Here is a 14,040-nt window from a genome sequence, read left to right as displayed (position 1 = left end):
GGCGCGTGCGCTCGCGCGCATGCCGGCACGCTTGGGTGGACAATAGGCGCACGCCGTTTCCCCTATCTGATGCCATGCTCGAAGACAGCGCCCGCCTGACCTCCCTCATCTGCGGCACCGAGCCGCTCAACCGGATCTGGTCGCCTCGCGCGACGATCCAGCGGATGCTCGACGTCGAAGCCGCGCTTGCGCGTGCGCTCGCCGCGCAGCAGGTGATTCCCGCCGCCGCGGTTGCGCCGATCGAACGCGCGTGCGACGCCAGCCGGCTCGACGCCGACGCACTCGCACACGGCGCGGCGCTCGGCGGCAATCTCGCGATTCCGCTCGTCAAGCAGCTCACCGCACAGGTGAAGGCCGATGACCCCGAGGCCGCGAAGTTCGTGCACTGGGGCGCGACGAGCCAGGACATCATCGATACCGCCACCGTGCTGCAGTTGCGCGATACGCTCGACGTGCTCGAACCGCTGCTCGATGAAGCGTGCGCGTCGCTTGCGGCGCTTGCGCGCACGCATCGCACGACGCCGATGATCGGCCGCACGTGGCTGCAGCAGGCGCTGCCGATCACGCTCGGCCTGAAATTCGCACAATGGCTCGACGCGTTGCTGCGCCATCGCGCGCGCTTCGCCGAATTGCGCGAGCGTGCGCTCGTGCTGCAGTTCGGCGGTGCGGCCGGCACGCTCGCCAGCCTGCGTGAGCAGGCGGCCGGCGTCACGGCCGCGCTGGCGGCGGACCTGAAGCTCGCGGCGCCGGCCGTGCCGTGGCACACGCAGCGCGACCGCATCGCGGAAGCCGCGTCCTGCTTCGGCATGCTGACGGGTACGCTCGGCAAGATCGCGCGCGACGTGTCGCTGCAGATGCAGACCGAAGTTGGCGAGCTCGGCGAACCGGCTGCCGCCGGCAAGGGCGGCTCGTCGACGATGCCGCACAAGCGCAACCCGGTCGGCTGCGCGGCGGTGCTTACCGCCGCCGTACGTGCGCCGAACCTCGTCGCGACCGTGTTCGCGGGCATGGTTCAGGAACACGAACGCGCGCTCGGCGGCTGGCAGGCCGAATGGGACGCGCTGCCCGATCTCGCGCGCCTGACCGGCGGCGCGCTCGCGCAGATCGCACAGATCGTCGCAGGCCTCGACGTGAACACCGAGCGCCTGGCCGCGAACCTCGACCTGACGCGCGGGTTGATTCTCGGCGAAGCGGTGATGCTCGCGCTCGGCGACAAGATCGGCCGGCTCGACGCGCATCACGTCGTCGAACAGGCGTCGAAGGAAGCCGTGCGCACAGGCGCGACGCTGTTCGACGTGCTCGCCGCCGATGCGACCGTATCGGCCCACCTGTCGCGCGACGCGCTCGCGCGGCTGCTCGATCCCGCTCATTACGTCGGCGAGGCACAGGCCTACGTCGACGCCGTGCTCGCGCTGTACGCGGGCGCGCAATCACCAGGAGAACATTGATGCCTTTCGCCACTGTCAACGGCGTGAAACTGCATTACCGGATCGACCGTGCCGCGCGCGACGACGCGCCGTGGCTCGTCTTCTCGAACTCGCTCGGCGCCGACCTGCAGATGTGGGCGCCGCAGATCCGTCCGCTCACGCAGCACTTCAACATCCTGCGCTATGACACGCGCGGCCACGGCCATTCGGAAGCGCCGGCCGGCTCATACACGGTCGACCAGCTCGCGGGCGACGTGATCGGCCTGCTCGACCACGTCGGCATCGCACGCGCGCATTTCTGCGGAATCTCGATGGGCGGGCTGACGGGCGCGGCGCTCGCCGCACGCTTCCCGTCGCGCATCGTTCGCGCCGTGCTGTCGAACACCGCCGCGAAGATCGGCTCGCCGGAAGTGTGGGCGCCGCGTGCGCAGAAGGCGCGCGCCGAAGGGATGGCCGCGCTCGCCGATGCCGTGCTGCCGCGCTGGTTCACGGACGCGTTCGTCGAGCGCGAGCCGCGCCTGTTCGACGCGATCCGCGACACCTTCGTGCATACCGACAAGGACGGCTATGCGGCGAACTGCGACGCGCTGAATGCAGCCGACCTGCGCGAAGAAGTGAAGGGCATCGCGCTGCCGGTGCTCGTCGTGACCGGCGCGAAGGACATGTCGACGCCGCCCGACCAGGGCCGCGCACTGGCCGCCGCGATTCCGGGCGCGCAGCACGTTGAATTCGACGCCGCGCATATTTCGAACATCGAGTGCACCGACGGCTTCAACCGCGCGCTGCTCGATTTCCTGACCGCGTGAGGCACCGGCGATGGATGACCAGGAACGTTACGAAGCAGGGATGAAGGTGCGTCGCGCGGTGCTCGGCGACGCGCACGTCGACCGTTCGCTCGAGAACCGCACCGAGGTGACCGACGAATTTCAGAACCTGATCACGCGCTATGCGTGGGGCGAGATCTGGACGCGCGACGGCCTGCCGCGCCATACGCGCAGCCTGCTGACCATCGCGATGATGGTGGCGCTGAACCGCGGCGAGGAACTGGCGCTGCATCTGCGCGCGGCGCGCAACAACGGCGTGACGCGCGACGAGATCAAGGAAGTGCTGCTGCAGACCGCGATCTATTGCGGCGTGCCGGCCGCGAATTCCGCGTTCCATCTCGCGGACAGGATCTTCAAGGAACAGGACGCGGCCGGTTAAGTGCCGGCTGTCGTCCGAAGTTGCGTCGAGGCCCGCTGATAGGTTGGCGGGCCTCGACGATGAATGAACGCGCCGGCAGAGTATCGGCGCGCGGTGCACCGGGTGGCCGGTGCGCGAACAAAGGCAAGACGCGGTTCCGAGGCCGTGTCGCTTATAAACAAATTGGCTATGCATGGGACCAGAGCAAGCGCTGAAGCGCCAACACTGGTCGCCCGCGGAGCATGGGATTCAGATAAGCGCTGAAGCGCTAACTTGGATCGACCGCATAGCATGGGATCCAAGTAAGCACTAAAGCGCTAACTTGGATCGACCGCGTAGCATGGGATCCAAGTAAGCGCTAAAGCGCTAACTTGGATCGACACAGGAGACAAGCGATGAATCGCACACCCGTGGTCGATGTCCAGACCTTCATCAACGAGCAGCCGTTCGGCGGTTTTCAATGGCTCGTATTCCTCATGTGTTTCGTGATCGTGCTGCTCGACGGCTTCGACACGGCCGCGATCGGCTTCATCGCGCCGTCGCTGCTCGGCGAATGGAGCCTCACCAAACCTGATCTCGCACCGGTGCTGAGCGCCGCGCTGTTCGGCCTCGCGTGCGGCGCACTCGTGTCGGGCCCGCTGTCCGACAAGCTCGGGCGCCGCTCGCTGCTGCTTTGCTCGGTATTCCTGTTCGGCGTCGCGTGCCTGATGTCCGCCTTCTCGACGACGATCGGGCACCTGACGATCCTGCGCTTCATCACCGGCGTCGGGCTGGGCGCGGCGATGCCGAACGCGGTCACGATGATGGGCGAGTTCTGCCCGGACAAGCGTCGCGCGACCGTGATCAACCTGATGTTCTGCGGCTTCCCGCTCGGTGCCGCGTTCGGCGGTTTCCTGGCCGCGTGGATGATTCCGCATTTCGGCTGGCGCAGCGTGCTGATCCTCGGCGGCGTGACGCCGCTGCTGCTTGGCGTGCTGTTGCTGCTGAAGATGCCGGAGTCGGTGCGCTTCATGGTCGCCAACGGCCAAGCCGTCGACAAGATCCGCGCGACGCTCGCGCGCATCTCGCGCGATGCGCTGAACGCCGGCTCGTTCGCGATGACCGAAGCCGCGCCGCAGACCGGCAGCAAGGGCCTCGGCGTCGTGCTGTCGCGCTCGTACATCGTCGGCTCGGTGATGCTGTGGCTCGCGTACTTCATGGGGCTCGTGATCTTCTACGCGTCGATCAACTGGATGCCGATCCTGCTGAAGGATGCCGGCCTGACGCCGAAGAGCGCGACGCTGATCTCCGCGCTGTTCCCGCTCGGCGGCGTGGGCGCGGTGCTGTGCGGCGTGCTGATGGACCGCTTCAACGCGAACCGCGTGATTGCCGTGTGCTACGCGCTGACGGCGGTGAGCGTCTATGCAATCGGGCAGGCGGCCGGCAACGTCGGGCTGCTCGTGCTGGTCGTGTTCGTGGCCGGCGTGCTGATGAACACCGCGCAATCGTCGATGCCGGCGCTTGCCGCCGCGTTCTACCCGACCGAAGGGCGCGGCACGGGTGTCGCGTGGATGCTCGGCGTCGGCCGCTTCGGCGGGATTGCTGGATCGTTCCTCGTCGCCGAGCTGACGCGCCGGCATTTCTCGTTCGCGGGCGTGTTCGCGACGATCGCCGTCGCGGGCTTGCTCGCGTGTGTCGCGCTGCTGATCAAGCAGATGGCGCGGCCGCATGGCATGACGCAGCCGGCAGGCAAGATCGAATCGCTCGGGCATTGAGCGAAGCGCGGGCCGGTGCGATGCGCCGGCCCGCCGATACGGCGGCCGTCGGGCCGCCGGCTATTCTTCCGCGTCGTGTTTCTTCACGAAGTTGCGCAGATACGCGCGCAGCGCGGCCTCCCGGCTGCGATGATCGGCGAGGTTCGCGGCGCCCATCTCTTCCTCTTCGCCGAACATCGTCGGCGGCGCGCCGTAGATGCCGATCTCGATGTCTTCGCGCAGCACGCGAATCTCGTGCGTGAGCGGGTGATACTCGGCGATCCAGTGCATCCCCTCGATGTGTTCGCCCGCCCTCAGCAATGGCTTCATCAGCACTCTCCCGGCAGCAGCGGCGCAACCGGCCAAGCGGTTGCGCGCGCCCGTACCAAAAGGGTACGCCTGCATCGGGCGAATCTCAACGGGCGCGCGGTGAGCGTTCACTACGCCAACAGATGCGCGATGAGGGGGTACAGCGACAGGATCAGCAGCACGGCCATCGTCACGTTGAAGATGCGCAGCGCGCGGGTATTCGACAGGAAACGGCGCAGGCCGAGCCCGAACGCGGCCCACAGGCTGATGCACGGGAAGCCGATCAGGATGAACACGACGGCCATCCACGCGGCGTTCATCCCGTAGTCGGCGGACAGGCGGATCGTCGTTGCGGCGGTCAGCACCATCATCCAGGCCTTCGGATTGATCCACTGGAACGCGGCGGCTTCGATGAACGTCATCGGCCGCGGCTTGCCGCCATGCGCTTTCACTTCGCCCGACGTGCCGATGCGCCACGCGAGGTACAGCAGGTACGCGACGCTCGCGGCTTCGAGGATCGTGTAGAGCAGCGGGACGCGCTTGAATACCTCGCCGAGCCCGAAGCCGACGCAGAGCATCAGGATCGCGACGCCGATGCTGATGCCGAACAGGTGCGGCATGGTGCGGCGGAACCCGAAATTGACGCCGGACGCGAGCAGCATCGTGTTGTTCGGGCCGGGCGTGATCGTCGTGACGAGCGCGAACAGCATGCCGGCGGGCAGCGCGCTCAGGGTGAGGAATTCCATCGCGGATTCTCCATTCGGTTCTGGACTGGGATGGAGGTCAGTTTAGCGACGGTTTTCTGTACAGTACCGGTACAGTTGGTTTGACGAATACCGGTACGGGGGGATGGGATGGTTGCTGCGGGGCGTGGTGTTGTCTCTCAGAAAAGATGTCCGCAGTCTCAAGAAGTTGTCTTTGAATAAAAGGCGAAATTTCAGGGCTTGTGTACGAGCACGAACCAATCTTGGATGAAACTGCGGGTCACGGTTCTAATAAAGTGCATCGAGGCGCAATTTTTGCTCGACGGTTTCGTGCCTTTTCCGGCTCTCTCGGACATATATGAGTGATTCCGGCACAAACGCGAGATCTGCCATGTTTCGCGATTCATACATGCCTCGAATCAAAGCGCGGATATCGACGCTAATCACGATGGTATGGTGACGGCGTCGGAACTCGCAAATGCGCAGAATGTTCCATGGTCGGCCGAAGCGATCTCGCATCTGGTCGTGAAGAGCGAGACTGAATGGGGCGGCAACATGGCGGCGTGGGCTGCGCTCACCCCCTTGATGAAGGCCATGGCCTGGAAGTGGCAAAACGAAATGGAGCGTATCAAGAAGCTTCAGTGGTGGGAGGACATCCAGTGCAGCAACGTGAATATCCTCCCTAAAGAGCCGAAACCATGGCATTTTCATCCGATCGGGTTGATCGGAAATTTCATGGCTGGCTGCAGTGATAAATGTAAAACTGACGTTCTTTAGTTTCCCACTACAGAGGGTTCATATTTCGCATCCGTGGCAGGCTTCCACCTCATACTCGACATCGAGGGATATCGCTCAACTCCTTATGTACCGGGAGGAAAACAAGATCAATCCAGCGGCGTAACCATCGGCTATGGCTATGATCTAGGGCAACAACCGGAGGCAACAGCCCGCAACGATTTGACAGGTTTCTTTACAGAGGCAGAGATTTCCCGGCTACTAACCGCCATTGGAAAGCACGGGGATGCCGCGCGCGCCTTCATTCCATCTCTTGGCGATATAAAAATTTCAGAGCCAAAGGCGCTTGAGATGGCCAAAATTGTTAAGCGCCGCTACGCTCAATTTACTGTTGACGCATTTCCAGGGATCACAAAATTGCACTCGCACTGTCAGAGTGCGCTACTCAGCTTAGTTTACAATCGAGATTCCAGCCTTGAAGACAAGGCTGGACAAAGGTCAAGAGTCCACATGAGAAACATTAGAGCAGCGATCCAGGACAACAATTTACCCGAAGTTGCTGCGCAAGTCCGAGCAATGAAGGCATTGTGGGTAGGGACTGGAGCTGACGGCCTACTCACACGACGCGAAATAGAGGCGGTCTTGTTCGAAAAAGGCATGATTTTCCATTGCTGGAGATAAATAAAAAATGAAAAAAAGTACCATCATTTTAATGGCGCTCATCTCTGGGTCGGCATTTTCAAAAACCGCTTGCAACGGCCAGACTAACGTCGAGCTAACCGCCTGCGTGCAAGCAAATTACAAATCCGCAGATGCCATTTTAAACAAAACCTACAGCGATACCCTCGGCAAGGTCAATTCCACAGACAAGCAAAATCTTATTTCAGCCCAAAGGGCATGGGTTGCATACAAGGATAAATATTGCAATTCTGCATTTGATGCTACCTCGCCTGGCGCGGAGGCATCCATCGATAAATGGTCTTGCCTGACATCGGTGACAGAATCTAGAACAAGCGAGATTCGATACATTGGCTCCTCGATCGGAATGGATGAATTCAGGCGCTCACTTGGCGTTATGGCAAATTTATATGAAAGCGGAGATGCAGATAAGGTGATTGTGAAATTGGAAAGAAACACTCCGGATGGAAGTAACCCGGATTGGCTAAAATACGTTTCTTTAAATTGTAAAATAACGGCAGTGAAGCTTCAGGAGGATCGCGAGACATGCACCGCTAGACTTAATTTTTATAAAAATTGGTAAGTGCAGTTCACTCAATAAATGATGGACCTGATTCGCGTCGGCGACAGCACCGACCACGATGGCAAAGTTGAAACCGGCTCCACGACTATGCGGTTCGAGGGCCGCTACGTTACGCGCAAAGGAGACCACGTGTCGTGCCCGCAGCACCCCGATGTATCACCCAACGTCATCGAGGAAGGCGATTCGTCGATGACTGATAACGGCGTTCCGATCGCACGGCACGGCCATCGCGCCACGTGTGGCTGCCACCTGATTTCAAGCCTCATCTGAGCGGTGATCGGTGAATTGCTGAAGGCGGCGGATGGGGTGCGTCAACGTGAATTTGCCGCAGACGACTTTTCTGAGCAATCTTCGGCTATAGGACAGCTTATCTGCGACGAGTCTTCTTAACTTGTCTCAGAAAAGATGTCCAAGTCTCTGATTTTTCTAGACGGCCAACGCCCCCTTTTCTGCGAGCCCACATTTTTTTCGTCTCTGGGCCGCCGTCTCGCCGCCGTCGGCGCCAGCGATTTCACGCACGTCGATTTCGAGATCGCACGGCGCCTTCGAGGCGCACAGCAGCGCGAGGCTTTGAACGTCACGGTGTTTTTTGACGGCGCTGTGCGGACACGGGTACCGCTCGATCAAACCGCGCGTCCGCCCGTCACATGGAGGAATCAGGCGGTGCGTATGACCGCTTGTGCGCGTATCCGCCAGCCGAGCGCAGCCGCAATCGCGGCAAACCCCACCAACGCCCACATCGGCAATGACAGCCCGAGAATCGGGGGATACGGTGTTTCGCACAACCCGCTCACCTTGAAAACCAGCGGCAGCCAGTGCGCTGGCGGCAGACTGTCGACCACCGGCTGCAACGCATCGAAGCCGCAACTGAATCCCGGGTGAGCCTGTACATAGATATGCCGCACGGCGACCGCCGCGCCTGCCAGCGCCGTGGCCAGCGAGAGTGCACGTAGCCCCGCGACGCCGCGTCCGCCCGCTGCCGCCACGAAGGCGAATAGTGCGATGAGCAGGAACAGATAGCGCTGGATGATGCACAGCGGGCACGGATCCTCCTGCCACACCAGCTGAATCCACAGCGCGCCGGCGACGAGCGCGATGCTGGCCGTGCCGATCGCCAGCAGCGTCCACCGCTCCGCGCGCGTGGCGAGGATCGGCGGGCTCATCGCTGTGCTCCGGGTGCGCTGACCCGCGACTCGAGCACGCGGCCGACATCGCGCTCGCGCTCTAGATCGGGTGCGGCGCTGTCGATGCCCACCGTCGGGCGCGGGTCATGTTCGCTCGTCAGCCGGTTGCCGGCGAGCGCGGCTGTGTGCTCGTCGATGCGGTTCAGCACGTCGAGTGCGTGATCGCGGGACCGTCGCAGAACCACTTCAATGCCGACGAAGGCGTCTGAGCGTTTGGCATCCATATTGTCAGTGGAGGTTGGGTGGAGGAACGAAACGGACATCACGCGCGCGGGCGCAGCGTCGCATACCAGAACAACAGCGCGGTTGCGCTGAACGCGGCGCCGAGCGAACAGACGCCGGCCCAGCCGAAGCGCGCATACACGCAGGTCGACGCGATCGATCCAGACGCGCAGCCCGCGGCATAGAACAGCATGTAGCCGGCCGTCAGGCGGCTGCGTGCATCGGGACGCACGCCGTAGATCAGGCTCTGGTTGGTCACGTGCACCGCTTGCAGGCCGAGGTCGAACGCAATGACGCCCACGACGAGTGCCGCGAGCGAATGCATCACGAGCGCCGTGGGCAGCCATGACACGAGCATCAGCGCGAGCCCGATGCCGGAGGTCCATTGCGCAAAGCCGCGATCGGCGAGACGGCCGGCGCGTGCGGCACCGAGCGCGCCCGCCGCGCCCGCGAGCCCGAACAGCCCGATCTCCGTATGCGACAGCGACAGCGGCGGCGCACTGAGCGGCAGCACCATCGGCGTCCAGAGCGTCATCGCGGCCGCGAAATGCAGGAAGGCGATGAATGCGCGCACACGCAGCACGCGCTCCTGCGCGAATAGTGTAAAGACCGACGCGATCAGGCGCGGATACGGCTCGGCAACACCCGGAAGACGATGAAGCGGGAGGACGCGCGAAAGGACGACGGCAAGCAGCAGCATGACGCCGGCCGACGTGAAATACACCGCGCGCCATCCCGCGAAGTCGGCGATCGTGCCCGAGAACGTGCGCGCGAGCAGAATGCCGAGCACGATGCCGCTCGTCACCGTGCCGACGACCTGCCCGCGTTCCGCCGGCTCGGCGAGCCCTGCCGCGAACGACACGAGCACCTGCGTGACGACGCTCAGAAAGCCGATCAGCGCCATGCCGGCGAACAGCACGGACGTGCGCGTGGCGGCGGCGATGGCCAGCAGCGCGAGCGCGCAGACGACCGTCTGGATCAGGATCATCCGGCGCCGATCCCACAGATCGCCGAGCGGCACGAGAAGCAGGAGGCCGAGCCCGTAGCAGACGCTCGTAATCGTCATGATGCCGCCGATGGCGGCACGCGAGATGTCGAACTGGCGCGCGAGCGTGTCGAGCAGCGGCTGCGCATAGTAGACGTTGGCGACGGCGAATCCCGCCGTCGTCGCGAACAGCAGCGTGACAGGACGCGTCAGCGTGGCATGGGCTACCGCGAGGGGCTGCGGGGCGCGCTGTCGCGGAGACAGTTGTTCGAGACTCATGAGGGTGACGGCTAGCGAACCGGCATGAAGAAAGCGGGCGGGGTGGTGCACGCGGGTCGTGCTGACCGCTCCCGGGAAACTTCAACGCGCGTGAGGCGGCCCGCGCTGCGAAGTCAACGACGGAGGGAAATGTACCGAATGCGATGCGCAACGGTTAGCCGGCGCGTCTCAATGGATGGACGGTGCGTCCCACCCACACGGCGCGCGGTGCGGACGAGTGCACGGAAACGGATCGTCGATGCGTTGGGACAAAAACGCTAACGGTTGCGGCCGCCCCTTTCATACCATCACACGCAGCCCACTCCCGCCTGTCGACGCGGCCGGCAGGGCGCATGTCGACGGCACGCTCGCGCGGTTCGAATCCTGGCCGTCGGCATGGCGACGTACCGGCGTCGCGGCGGGGGCCGGTCTCGACAATCCCGCTTTGCCATTCACCGATCATGGAGGTTCGTATGGCACTCAATCCGCTGCAACAGTTCTTCTCGAAGGTCGGCGCCCGTGACGTACCGGGCGCGCTCGCGGTCATCGACGACGCGACCGTGTTCGAGCCGCAGGGCCCCGAGAGCCTGCCGATCTACGGGCGCTTCGTCGGCAAGGCCGGTGTCGAACGCCTGCTCGGCACGCTGGCCGAGCAGTTCGAGACGGAGCAGTTCGAGATCCGCCAATGGGCCGAAGCCGACGACTATGTGTTCGCATACGGCTACATGCAGCATCGCGTGCGCAAGACCGGTCGGGCCTTCAAGAGCGACTTCACCGTCGTTGCGCAAATCGAGGGCAACGTGATCCGCCACTATCGGATCTTCGAGGACACGGCTGCCGCCGTGGCAGCGTTCGCCTGATCGCCCGGCAGGAGGCCTGTACGGCCCGGTGCACCGCACGCCGGGCCGTCGCGCGCGGTGTTCGCCACGTCGTTCAGCGAATCTGCGCGAGCCAGCCGTTGTAGTCGGTATCCGTGTGTCGTTGCAAGCGATGCTGCGCGTTCTCCGCGACGATGCGCGTGTCGCTCGGTGCGTGACCGAACTCCAGCCTGAACGCGCGGCTGAGTTGCGTGTTGCTGTTGAAGCCGTACCGGTAGGCCAGATCGCCGATCCGGTGCCGGGAGCGCTCGGGCGACATCAGCACGCGGTGAATCGCAAGCAGGCGGCGTTTGCGGATGTAATTCGCGACACCGCCGTCCTGCTCGAATAACCGGTACAGATTCGAGCGCGAGATGCCGATTGCCTTGCAGATTCGATCCGGCGACAGGTCCGGCGATTCGAGGTTCTGCCGGATGTATTCCTTGATCTTCACGTACAGGGTCGACAGCAACGCATTGTGCGCATTCGACATCTGTTGGGCGGTCGGGCTGAGCATCGCCTTCACCAGGCTCAGCGTCGCCTGCTCGGCATGCAGCGTTTCCGCTTGCGACAGCGTGCCGATCTGGTCGAGCAGGCCCCTCAGATAGCTGTCGAGGAGCTGGCTGATGCCGCCACTGAAGAGGGTGCCGTGGACGCTCGACGGCAGGTTCGGCAGCATGTCGCGCGCGACCAGCAGCGTGACCGCGTCGCCGGCCTGGATTTCACGGTGATAAGGACGAGCCTGGTCGACGACGAGGATGTCCCCGGGCTGTACGAACACCGGCCTTCCATCGATTTCCCCGCGCACGATTCCCGCGTCCCGGAGGTTGAACGAATAGTTGTCCATCCCGTCTCGCCGAATGAACGCCGTCGAACGGTTCAGCGTGTACGAGAGTGGAACGGCCGCGCTCCCCGGATGACGGTAGGTCCATTTACCGACCGAGATGTTGCCAAGCGTGTATCCGATAAATTGGTAGTCAATGATCGGGTCAATCGAGGTAGTCAAAGAAAACGCTGCAGTCGAATACTGTGTCTGCCATGCGTCGAGCCGGTCGGCAGGTGAATAATTCTGTAAGGAAAAACGGAAGGGTGGATTTGCCGCGCCGCTCATCTTGTGGCCCTCGATATCGTATTTTCGCTTGCTGAATTATAGAGATGTTTATTAAAGGAAGGGGGTGAGGCGGGGTGGTTTGTTATATGGATTTTATTATATCTATATAATTTATATGGGGATTTTAATTGCATAAGGATTGAGCGCGGTTTTGTTGTTTTTAATGGGGTTCAACCGCGTGAGGTGTCTTGCGGAGCAGTGGGTTTGCTCCTGTATACCCCTCCGGAATATCGCTGGAACGAACTCGTTAATATTGCGAATCAGGCGCTCGACAGATGTCCGCGCATGACGCCATCCGCAAAAATTTTGTCCTCCCATGTCTGGATTCCCTTGCCGGCTGCCGGAAGCGGCACAACCAGGGGGCAACCGGCGTGCATGTCCGGATTTCCGAACCCCAGCCCATTTCGTCTTCCTTCGGCCGAGGCCGTGAGCTGAAGCGACGTACCGCATTAGGTCGCGTGATCGGTTCAGCCTCGCTTGAATGCGGCGCCATACGAGCTTCGGTGCGCCAGAGGGCGAGTCACCCGGGACAACGTGCCATGAGCGCACCGGGTGGTTGGCGGTCTGGCGACGTCGATTCCCGGTACTGATCCATCACGACGTCAGGGTTTGTGCCGACCTCGATAGTATTTGACACCCCTATCAATTCTGCTACATTTCCAGAAAATTGATACCCAGTCAAATTCGAAGTCAACGGTGAGCGACCTGATCGTGACGGCGTGAGGTTCGTCGCGTCCATGATCCGCGGAGGCATGACATCGAGACGGGCCCGGGGCTGCGCAATGGGTCATCAATTTAGTAGTGCGTTCTATTTGATCGAACCACAACAGAAGCCTATCGAGGCATGGAGACAAGGATGAGCAGTCTTGCACGACGGAATGTAGGTCTGGCGTTGTCCGCTACCGCACTTGCTGCGGCAACCAGCGCGTTTGCGACCGACGGCACCTATTTCACCGGGAATGGCGCGTCGTCGTCAGGCATGGGCGGAGCCGCGATTGCGTTCCCGCAGGATGTCGCGTCGGCGGTGGACAACCCTGCGGGGCTCGCGGAACTGGGCTCGCGAGTCGATTTCTACATGGTGGCGCTGCCGGTTTCCGCGAACTCGACGTTTGGTTCGCCGGACAACCACCTGTTTTCCCGCAAGATCGTCGTGTCGCCGGGCTTCGGCTTCAACTATCAGATTGCGCCGCAGTGGACGTTCGGCGTGGCCATGACGGGCGCGGGGGCAGCGTCGAACTATGGCCGGCCCGTCCTGCCGGTTCCCGGCGCCGGCGATGCGAAAGCGAGTCTCGTCATCGTCAATACCAGCCCGACGATTACGTACAAGCCGCGGTCCGACCTGTCGATCGGTGCGTCGCTGGTGCTGGGTGTCGAGCAGTTGCGCCTGAACGGCATCGTCGCGCCCGGCGCAGACGGCGCGCTGCAACCCGTGCCCAGTCACGGCAATGCCAATGCACTGGGTATCGGTGCAGGTGTCGGCGTGCTCTGGACACCCGTACCGATGGTGTCAGTCGGCGCATCCTATTTCACGAAGACGTGGTTTACGTCGTTGCAGGGCTATAAGGACGATGTGCTGGCCTCCAGCCGAGGGCATATCGACAGCCCGGCGCGATACGGCGCCGGCGTGGCGATCCGGCCGCTTCCGGGGCTGACGCTGGCGATGGACTATCTCCGGATCGAATGGGCGGGTGCCGCGGGCTACAACAGCACGGGCACATGGGGATATCGAAGCCAGAACGTCGGCCGTATCGGCGTCTCCTACGATATCAACCCGAAATGGACCGTGCGGGCCGGATATAGCTTCGCCAACAACAACGTGGACTCCGACCATACGATCGCGAACATGTATGGCCCGGGCATCAGTTCGCGAGCGGTGACGCTCGGCGCGACCTACGCAATCGACAAGAACAACCTGGTGACTGCCGCTTTCGAGTACGACATCCCGACGACGATCATCGGCACGGGGCCGAGCCAGGGTACGAACATCCGGGCAAGTTATCAGGGATACACGATCGGCTATACGCACAAGTTCTGACACGCCGCGTCGACTCCCGGCCTCGATCGACGGTGCG

The 14,040-nt window shown here is 62.7% G+C and carries 16 protein-coding genes; 10 read left to right on the top strand and 6 right to left on the bottom strand.

Annotated elements, in window-relative coordinates; all coding sequences use genetic code 11:
• The first annotated feature begins 74 nt into the window (after positions 1 to 74).
• The 4 genes from LGN19_RS17475 to LGN19_RS17460 all read left to right on the top strand — a co-directional run bounded on the left by LGN19_RS17475 (position 75) and on the right by LGN19_RS17460 (position 4,363).
• Complete coding sequence (locus LGN19_RS17475) at positions 75 to 1,448, top strand: 3-carboxy-cis,cis-muconate cycloisomerase (RefSeq protein WP_226216257.1); 1,374 nt, start codon at positions 75 to 77, stop codon at positions 1,446 to 1,448.
• Entirely contained in the window at positions 1,448 to 2,233 is a 786-nt protein-coding gene (pcaD, locus tag LGN19_RS17470) for a 3-oxoadipate enol-lactonase (RefSeq protein WP_174957982.1), read from the top strand. Before LGN19_RS17475 ends, pcaD begins: the two co-directional genes overlap by 1 nt.
• A 10-nt stretch (positions 2,234 to 2,243) precedes the next feature.
• Positions 2,244 to 2,630: a 4-carboxymuconolactone decarboxylase gene (gene pcaC / locus LGN19_RS17465; RefSeq protein WP_174957983.1), complete on the top strand. Its 387-nt coding sequence runs from the start codon at positions 2,244 to 2,246 to the stop codon at positions 2,628 to 2,630.
• A 374-nt stretch (positions 2,631 to 3,004) separates the two neighbouring features.
• Entirely contained in the window at positions 3,005 to 4,363 is a 1,359-nt protein-coding gene (locus LGN19_RS17460; protein WP_226216255.1) for an MFS transporter, read from the top strand.
• A 60-nt stretch (positions 4,364 to 4,423) separates the two neighbouring features.
• Here LGN19_RS17460 and LGN19_RS17455 read toward each other — a convergent pair whose 3' ends face one another.
• Together LGN19_RS17455 and LGN19_RS17450 are read right to left on the bottom strand one after the other, a co-directional pair.
• A complete protein-coding gene (locus tag LGN19_RS17455; protein WP_122948416.1) occupies positions 4,424 to 4,672 on the bottom strand; it encodes a hypothetical protein in 249 nt (82 codons plus the stop codon).
• 110 nt (positions 4,673 to 4,782) lie between these two features.
• A complete protein-coding gene (locus LGN19_RS17450; protein ID WP_175223551.1) occupies positions 4,783 to 5,397 on the bottom strand; it encodes a LysE family translocator in 615 nt (204 codons plus the stop codon).
• 414 nt (positions 5,398 to 5,811) lie between these two features.
• Between LGN19_RS17450 and LGN19_RS17445 the strand changes: the two genes are divergently transcribed.
• The 4 genes from LGN19_RS17445 to LGN19_RS17430 are packed head-to-tail and all read left to right on the top strand — an operon-like array spanning position 5,812 to position 7,621.
• Positions 5,812 to 6,132 (top strand): hypothetical protein, encoded by a 321-nt coding sequence (locus tag LGN19_RS17445; RefSeq protein WP_413227213.1) that lies wholly within the window; start codon positions 5,812 to 5,814, stop codon positions 6,130 to 6,132.
• A 33-nt stretch (positions 6,133 to 6,165) separates the two neighbouring features.
• Positions 6,166 to 6,771: a pesticin C-terminus-like muramidase gene (locus LGN19_RS17440; protein ID WP_226216253.1), complete on the top strand. Its 606-nt coding sequence runs from the start codon at positions 6,166 to 6,168 to the stop codon at positions 6,769 to 6,771.
• A 7-nt stretch (positions 6,772 to 6,778) separates the two neighbouring features.
• Positions 6,779 to 7,351, top strand: a complete 573-nt coding sequence (locus LGN19_RS17435) for a lysozyme inhibitor LprI family protein (RefSeq protein WP_226216251.1) — start codon at positions 6,779 to 6,781, stop codon at positions 7,349 to 7,351.
• Positions 7,352 to 7,369: 18 nt separating this feature from the next.
• Positions 7,370 to 7,621, top strand: coding sequence for a PAAR domain-containing protein (locus tag LGN19_RS17430; RefSeq protein WP_226216249.1), 252 nt, complete (start codon positions 7,370 to 7,372; stop codon positions 7,619 to 7,621).
• Between the two features lie 386 nt (positions 7,622 to 8,007).
• Here the strand turns inward: LGN19_RS17430 and LGN19_RS17425 are convergent, their stop codons facing one another.
• From LGN19_RS17425 to LGN19_RS17415, 3 genes are read right to left on the bottom strand one after another with little or no spacing between them, the layout of a single operon-like run.
• On the bottom strand, positions 8,008 to 8,514 hold the full coding sequence (locus LGN19_RS17425; protein ID WP_226216247.1) for a disulfide bond formation protein B: 507 nt from the start codon (positions 8,512 to 8,514) through the stop codon (positions 8,008 to 8,010).
• A complete protein-coding gene (locus tag LGN19_RS17420) occupies positions 8,511 to 8,798 on the bottom strand; it encodes a hypothetical protein (protein WP_226216245.1) in 288 nt (95 codons plus the stop codon). Before LGN19_RS17420 ends, LGN19_RS17425 begins: the two co-directional genes overlap by 4 nt.
• Positions 8,798 to 10,021 (bottom strand): MFS transporter, encoded by a 1,224-nt coding sequence (locus tag LGN19_RS17415; RefSeq protein ID WP_226216244.1) that lies wholly within the window; start codon positions 10,019 to 10,021, stop codon positions 8,798 to 8,800. The genes LGN19_RS17420 and LGN19_RS17415 overlap by 1 nt, the downstream gene beginning before the upstream one ends.
• Before the next feature lie 452 nt (positions 10,022 to 10,473).
• Between LGN19_RS17415 and LGN19_RS17410 the strand changes: the two genes are divergently transcribed.
• Complete coding sequence (locus LGN19_RS17410) at positions 10,474 to 10,860, top strand: nuclear transport factor 2 family protein (protein WP_226216242.1); 387 nt, start codon at positions 10,474 to 10,476, stop codon at positions 10,858 to 10,860.
• Between the two features lie 73 nt (positions 10,861 to 10,933).
• Here the strand turns inward: LGN19_RS17410 and LGN19_RS17405 are convergent, their stop codons facing one another.
• Positions 10,934 to 11,968 (bottom strand): helix-turn-helix domain-containing protein, encoded by a 1,035-nt coding sequence (locus LGN19_RS17405; RefSeq protein WP_226216240.1) that lies wholly within the window; start codon positions 11,966 to 11,968, stop codon positions 10,934 to 10,936.
• Positions 11,969 to 12,824: 856 nt separating this feature from the next.
• On the opposite strand from LGN19_RS17405, the gene LGN19_RS17400 reads away from it, so the two are divergent.
• A complete protein-coding gene (locus LGN19_RS17400) occupies positions 12,825 to 14,003 on the top strand; it encodes an OmpP1/FadL family transporter (protein WP_175222107.1) in 1,179 nt (392 codons plus the stop codon).
• Positions 14,004 to 14,040: the final 37 nt, after the last annotated feature.

The sequence above is a fragment of the Burkholderia sp. AU30198 genome, from assembly GCF_020419825.1.
Lineage (GTDB): Bacteria > Pseudomonadota > Gammaproteobacteria > Burkholderiales > Burkholderiaceae > Burkholderia.
This window is presented reverse-complemented; position numbering and strand designations above follow the sequence as displayed.

What these genes read in the sequence shown, in the direction of transcription:
- LGN19_RS17475 (WP_226216257.1), top strand. Translation starts at nt 75, where the DNA reads ATGCTCGAAGACAGCGCCCGCCTGACCTCCCTCATCTGCGGCACCGAG.
- pcaD (WP_174957982.1), top strand. Translation starts at nt 1,448, where the DNA reads ATGCCTTTCGCCACTGTCAACGGCGTGAAACTGCATTACCGGATCGAC.
- pcaC (WP_174957983.1), top strand. Translation starts at nt 2,244, where the DNA reads ATGGATGACCAGGAACGTTACGAAGCAGGGATGAAGGTGCGTCGCGCG.
- LGN19_RS17460 (WP_226216255.1), top strand. Translation starts at nt 3,005, where the DNA reads ATGAATCGCACACCCGTGGTCGATGTCCAGACCTTCATCAACGAGCAG.
- LGN19_RS17455 (WP_122948416.1), bottom strand. Translation starts at nt 4,672, where the DNA reads ATGAAGCCATTGCTGAGGGCGGGCGAACACATCGAGGGGATGCACTGG.
- LGN19_RS17450 (WP_175223551.1), bottom strand. Translation starts at nt 5,397, where the DNA reads ATGGAATTCCTCACCCTGAGCGCGCTGCCCGCCGGCATGCTGTTCGCG.
- LGN19_RS17435 (WP_226216251.1), top strand. Translation starts at nt 6,779, where the DNA reads ATGAAAAAAAGTACCATCATTTTAATGGCGCTCATCTCTGGGTCGGCA.
- LGN19_RS17430 (WP_226216249.1), top strand. Translation starts at nt 7,370, where the DNA reads ATGATGGACCTGATTCGCGTCGGCGACAGCACCGACCACGATGGCAAA.
- LGN19_RS17425 (WP_226216247.1), bottom strand. Translation starts at nt 8,514, where the DNA reads ATGAGCCCGCCGATCCTCGCCACGCGCGCGGAGCGGTGGACGCTGCTG.
- LGN19_RS17420 (WP_226216245.1), bottom strand. Translation starts at nt 8,798, where the DNA reads ATGTCCGTTTCGTTCCTCCACCCAACCTCCACTGACAATATGGATGCC.
- LGN19_RS17415 (WP_226216244.1), bottom strand. Translation starts at nt 10,021, where the DNA reads ATGAGTCTCGAACAACTGTCTCCGCGACAGCGCGCCCCGCAGCCCCTC.
- LGN19_RS17410 (WP_226216242.1), top strand. Translation starts at nt 10,474, where the DNA reads ATGGCACTCAATCCGCTGCAACAGTTCTTCTCGAAGGTCGGCGCCCGT.
- LGN19_RS17405 (WP_226216240.1), bottom strand. Translation starts at nt 11,968, where the DNA reads ATGAGCGGCGCGGCAAATCCACCCTTCCGTTTTTCCTTACAGAATTAT.
- LGN19_RS17400 (WP_175222107.1), top strand. Translation starts at nt 12,825, where the DNA reads ATGAGCAGTCTTGCACGACGGAATGTAGGTCTGGCGTTGTCCGCTACC.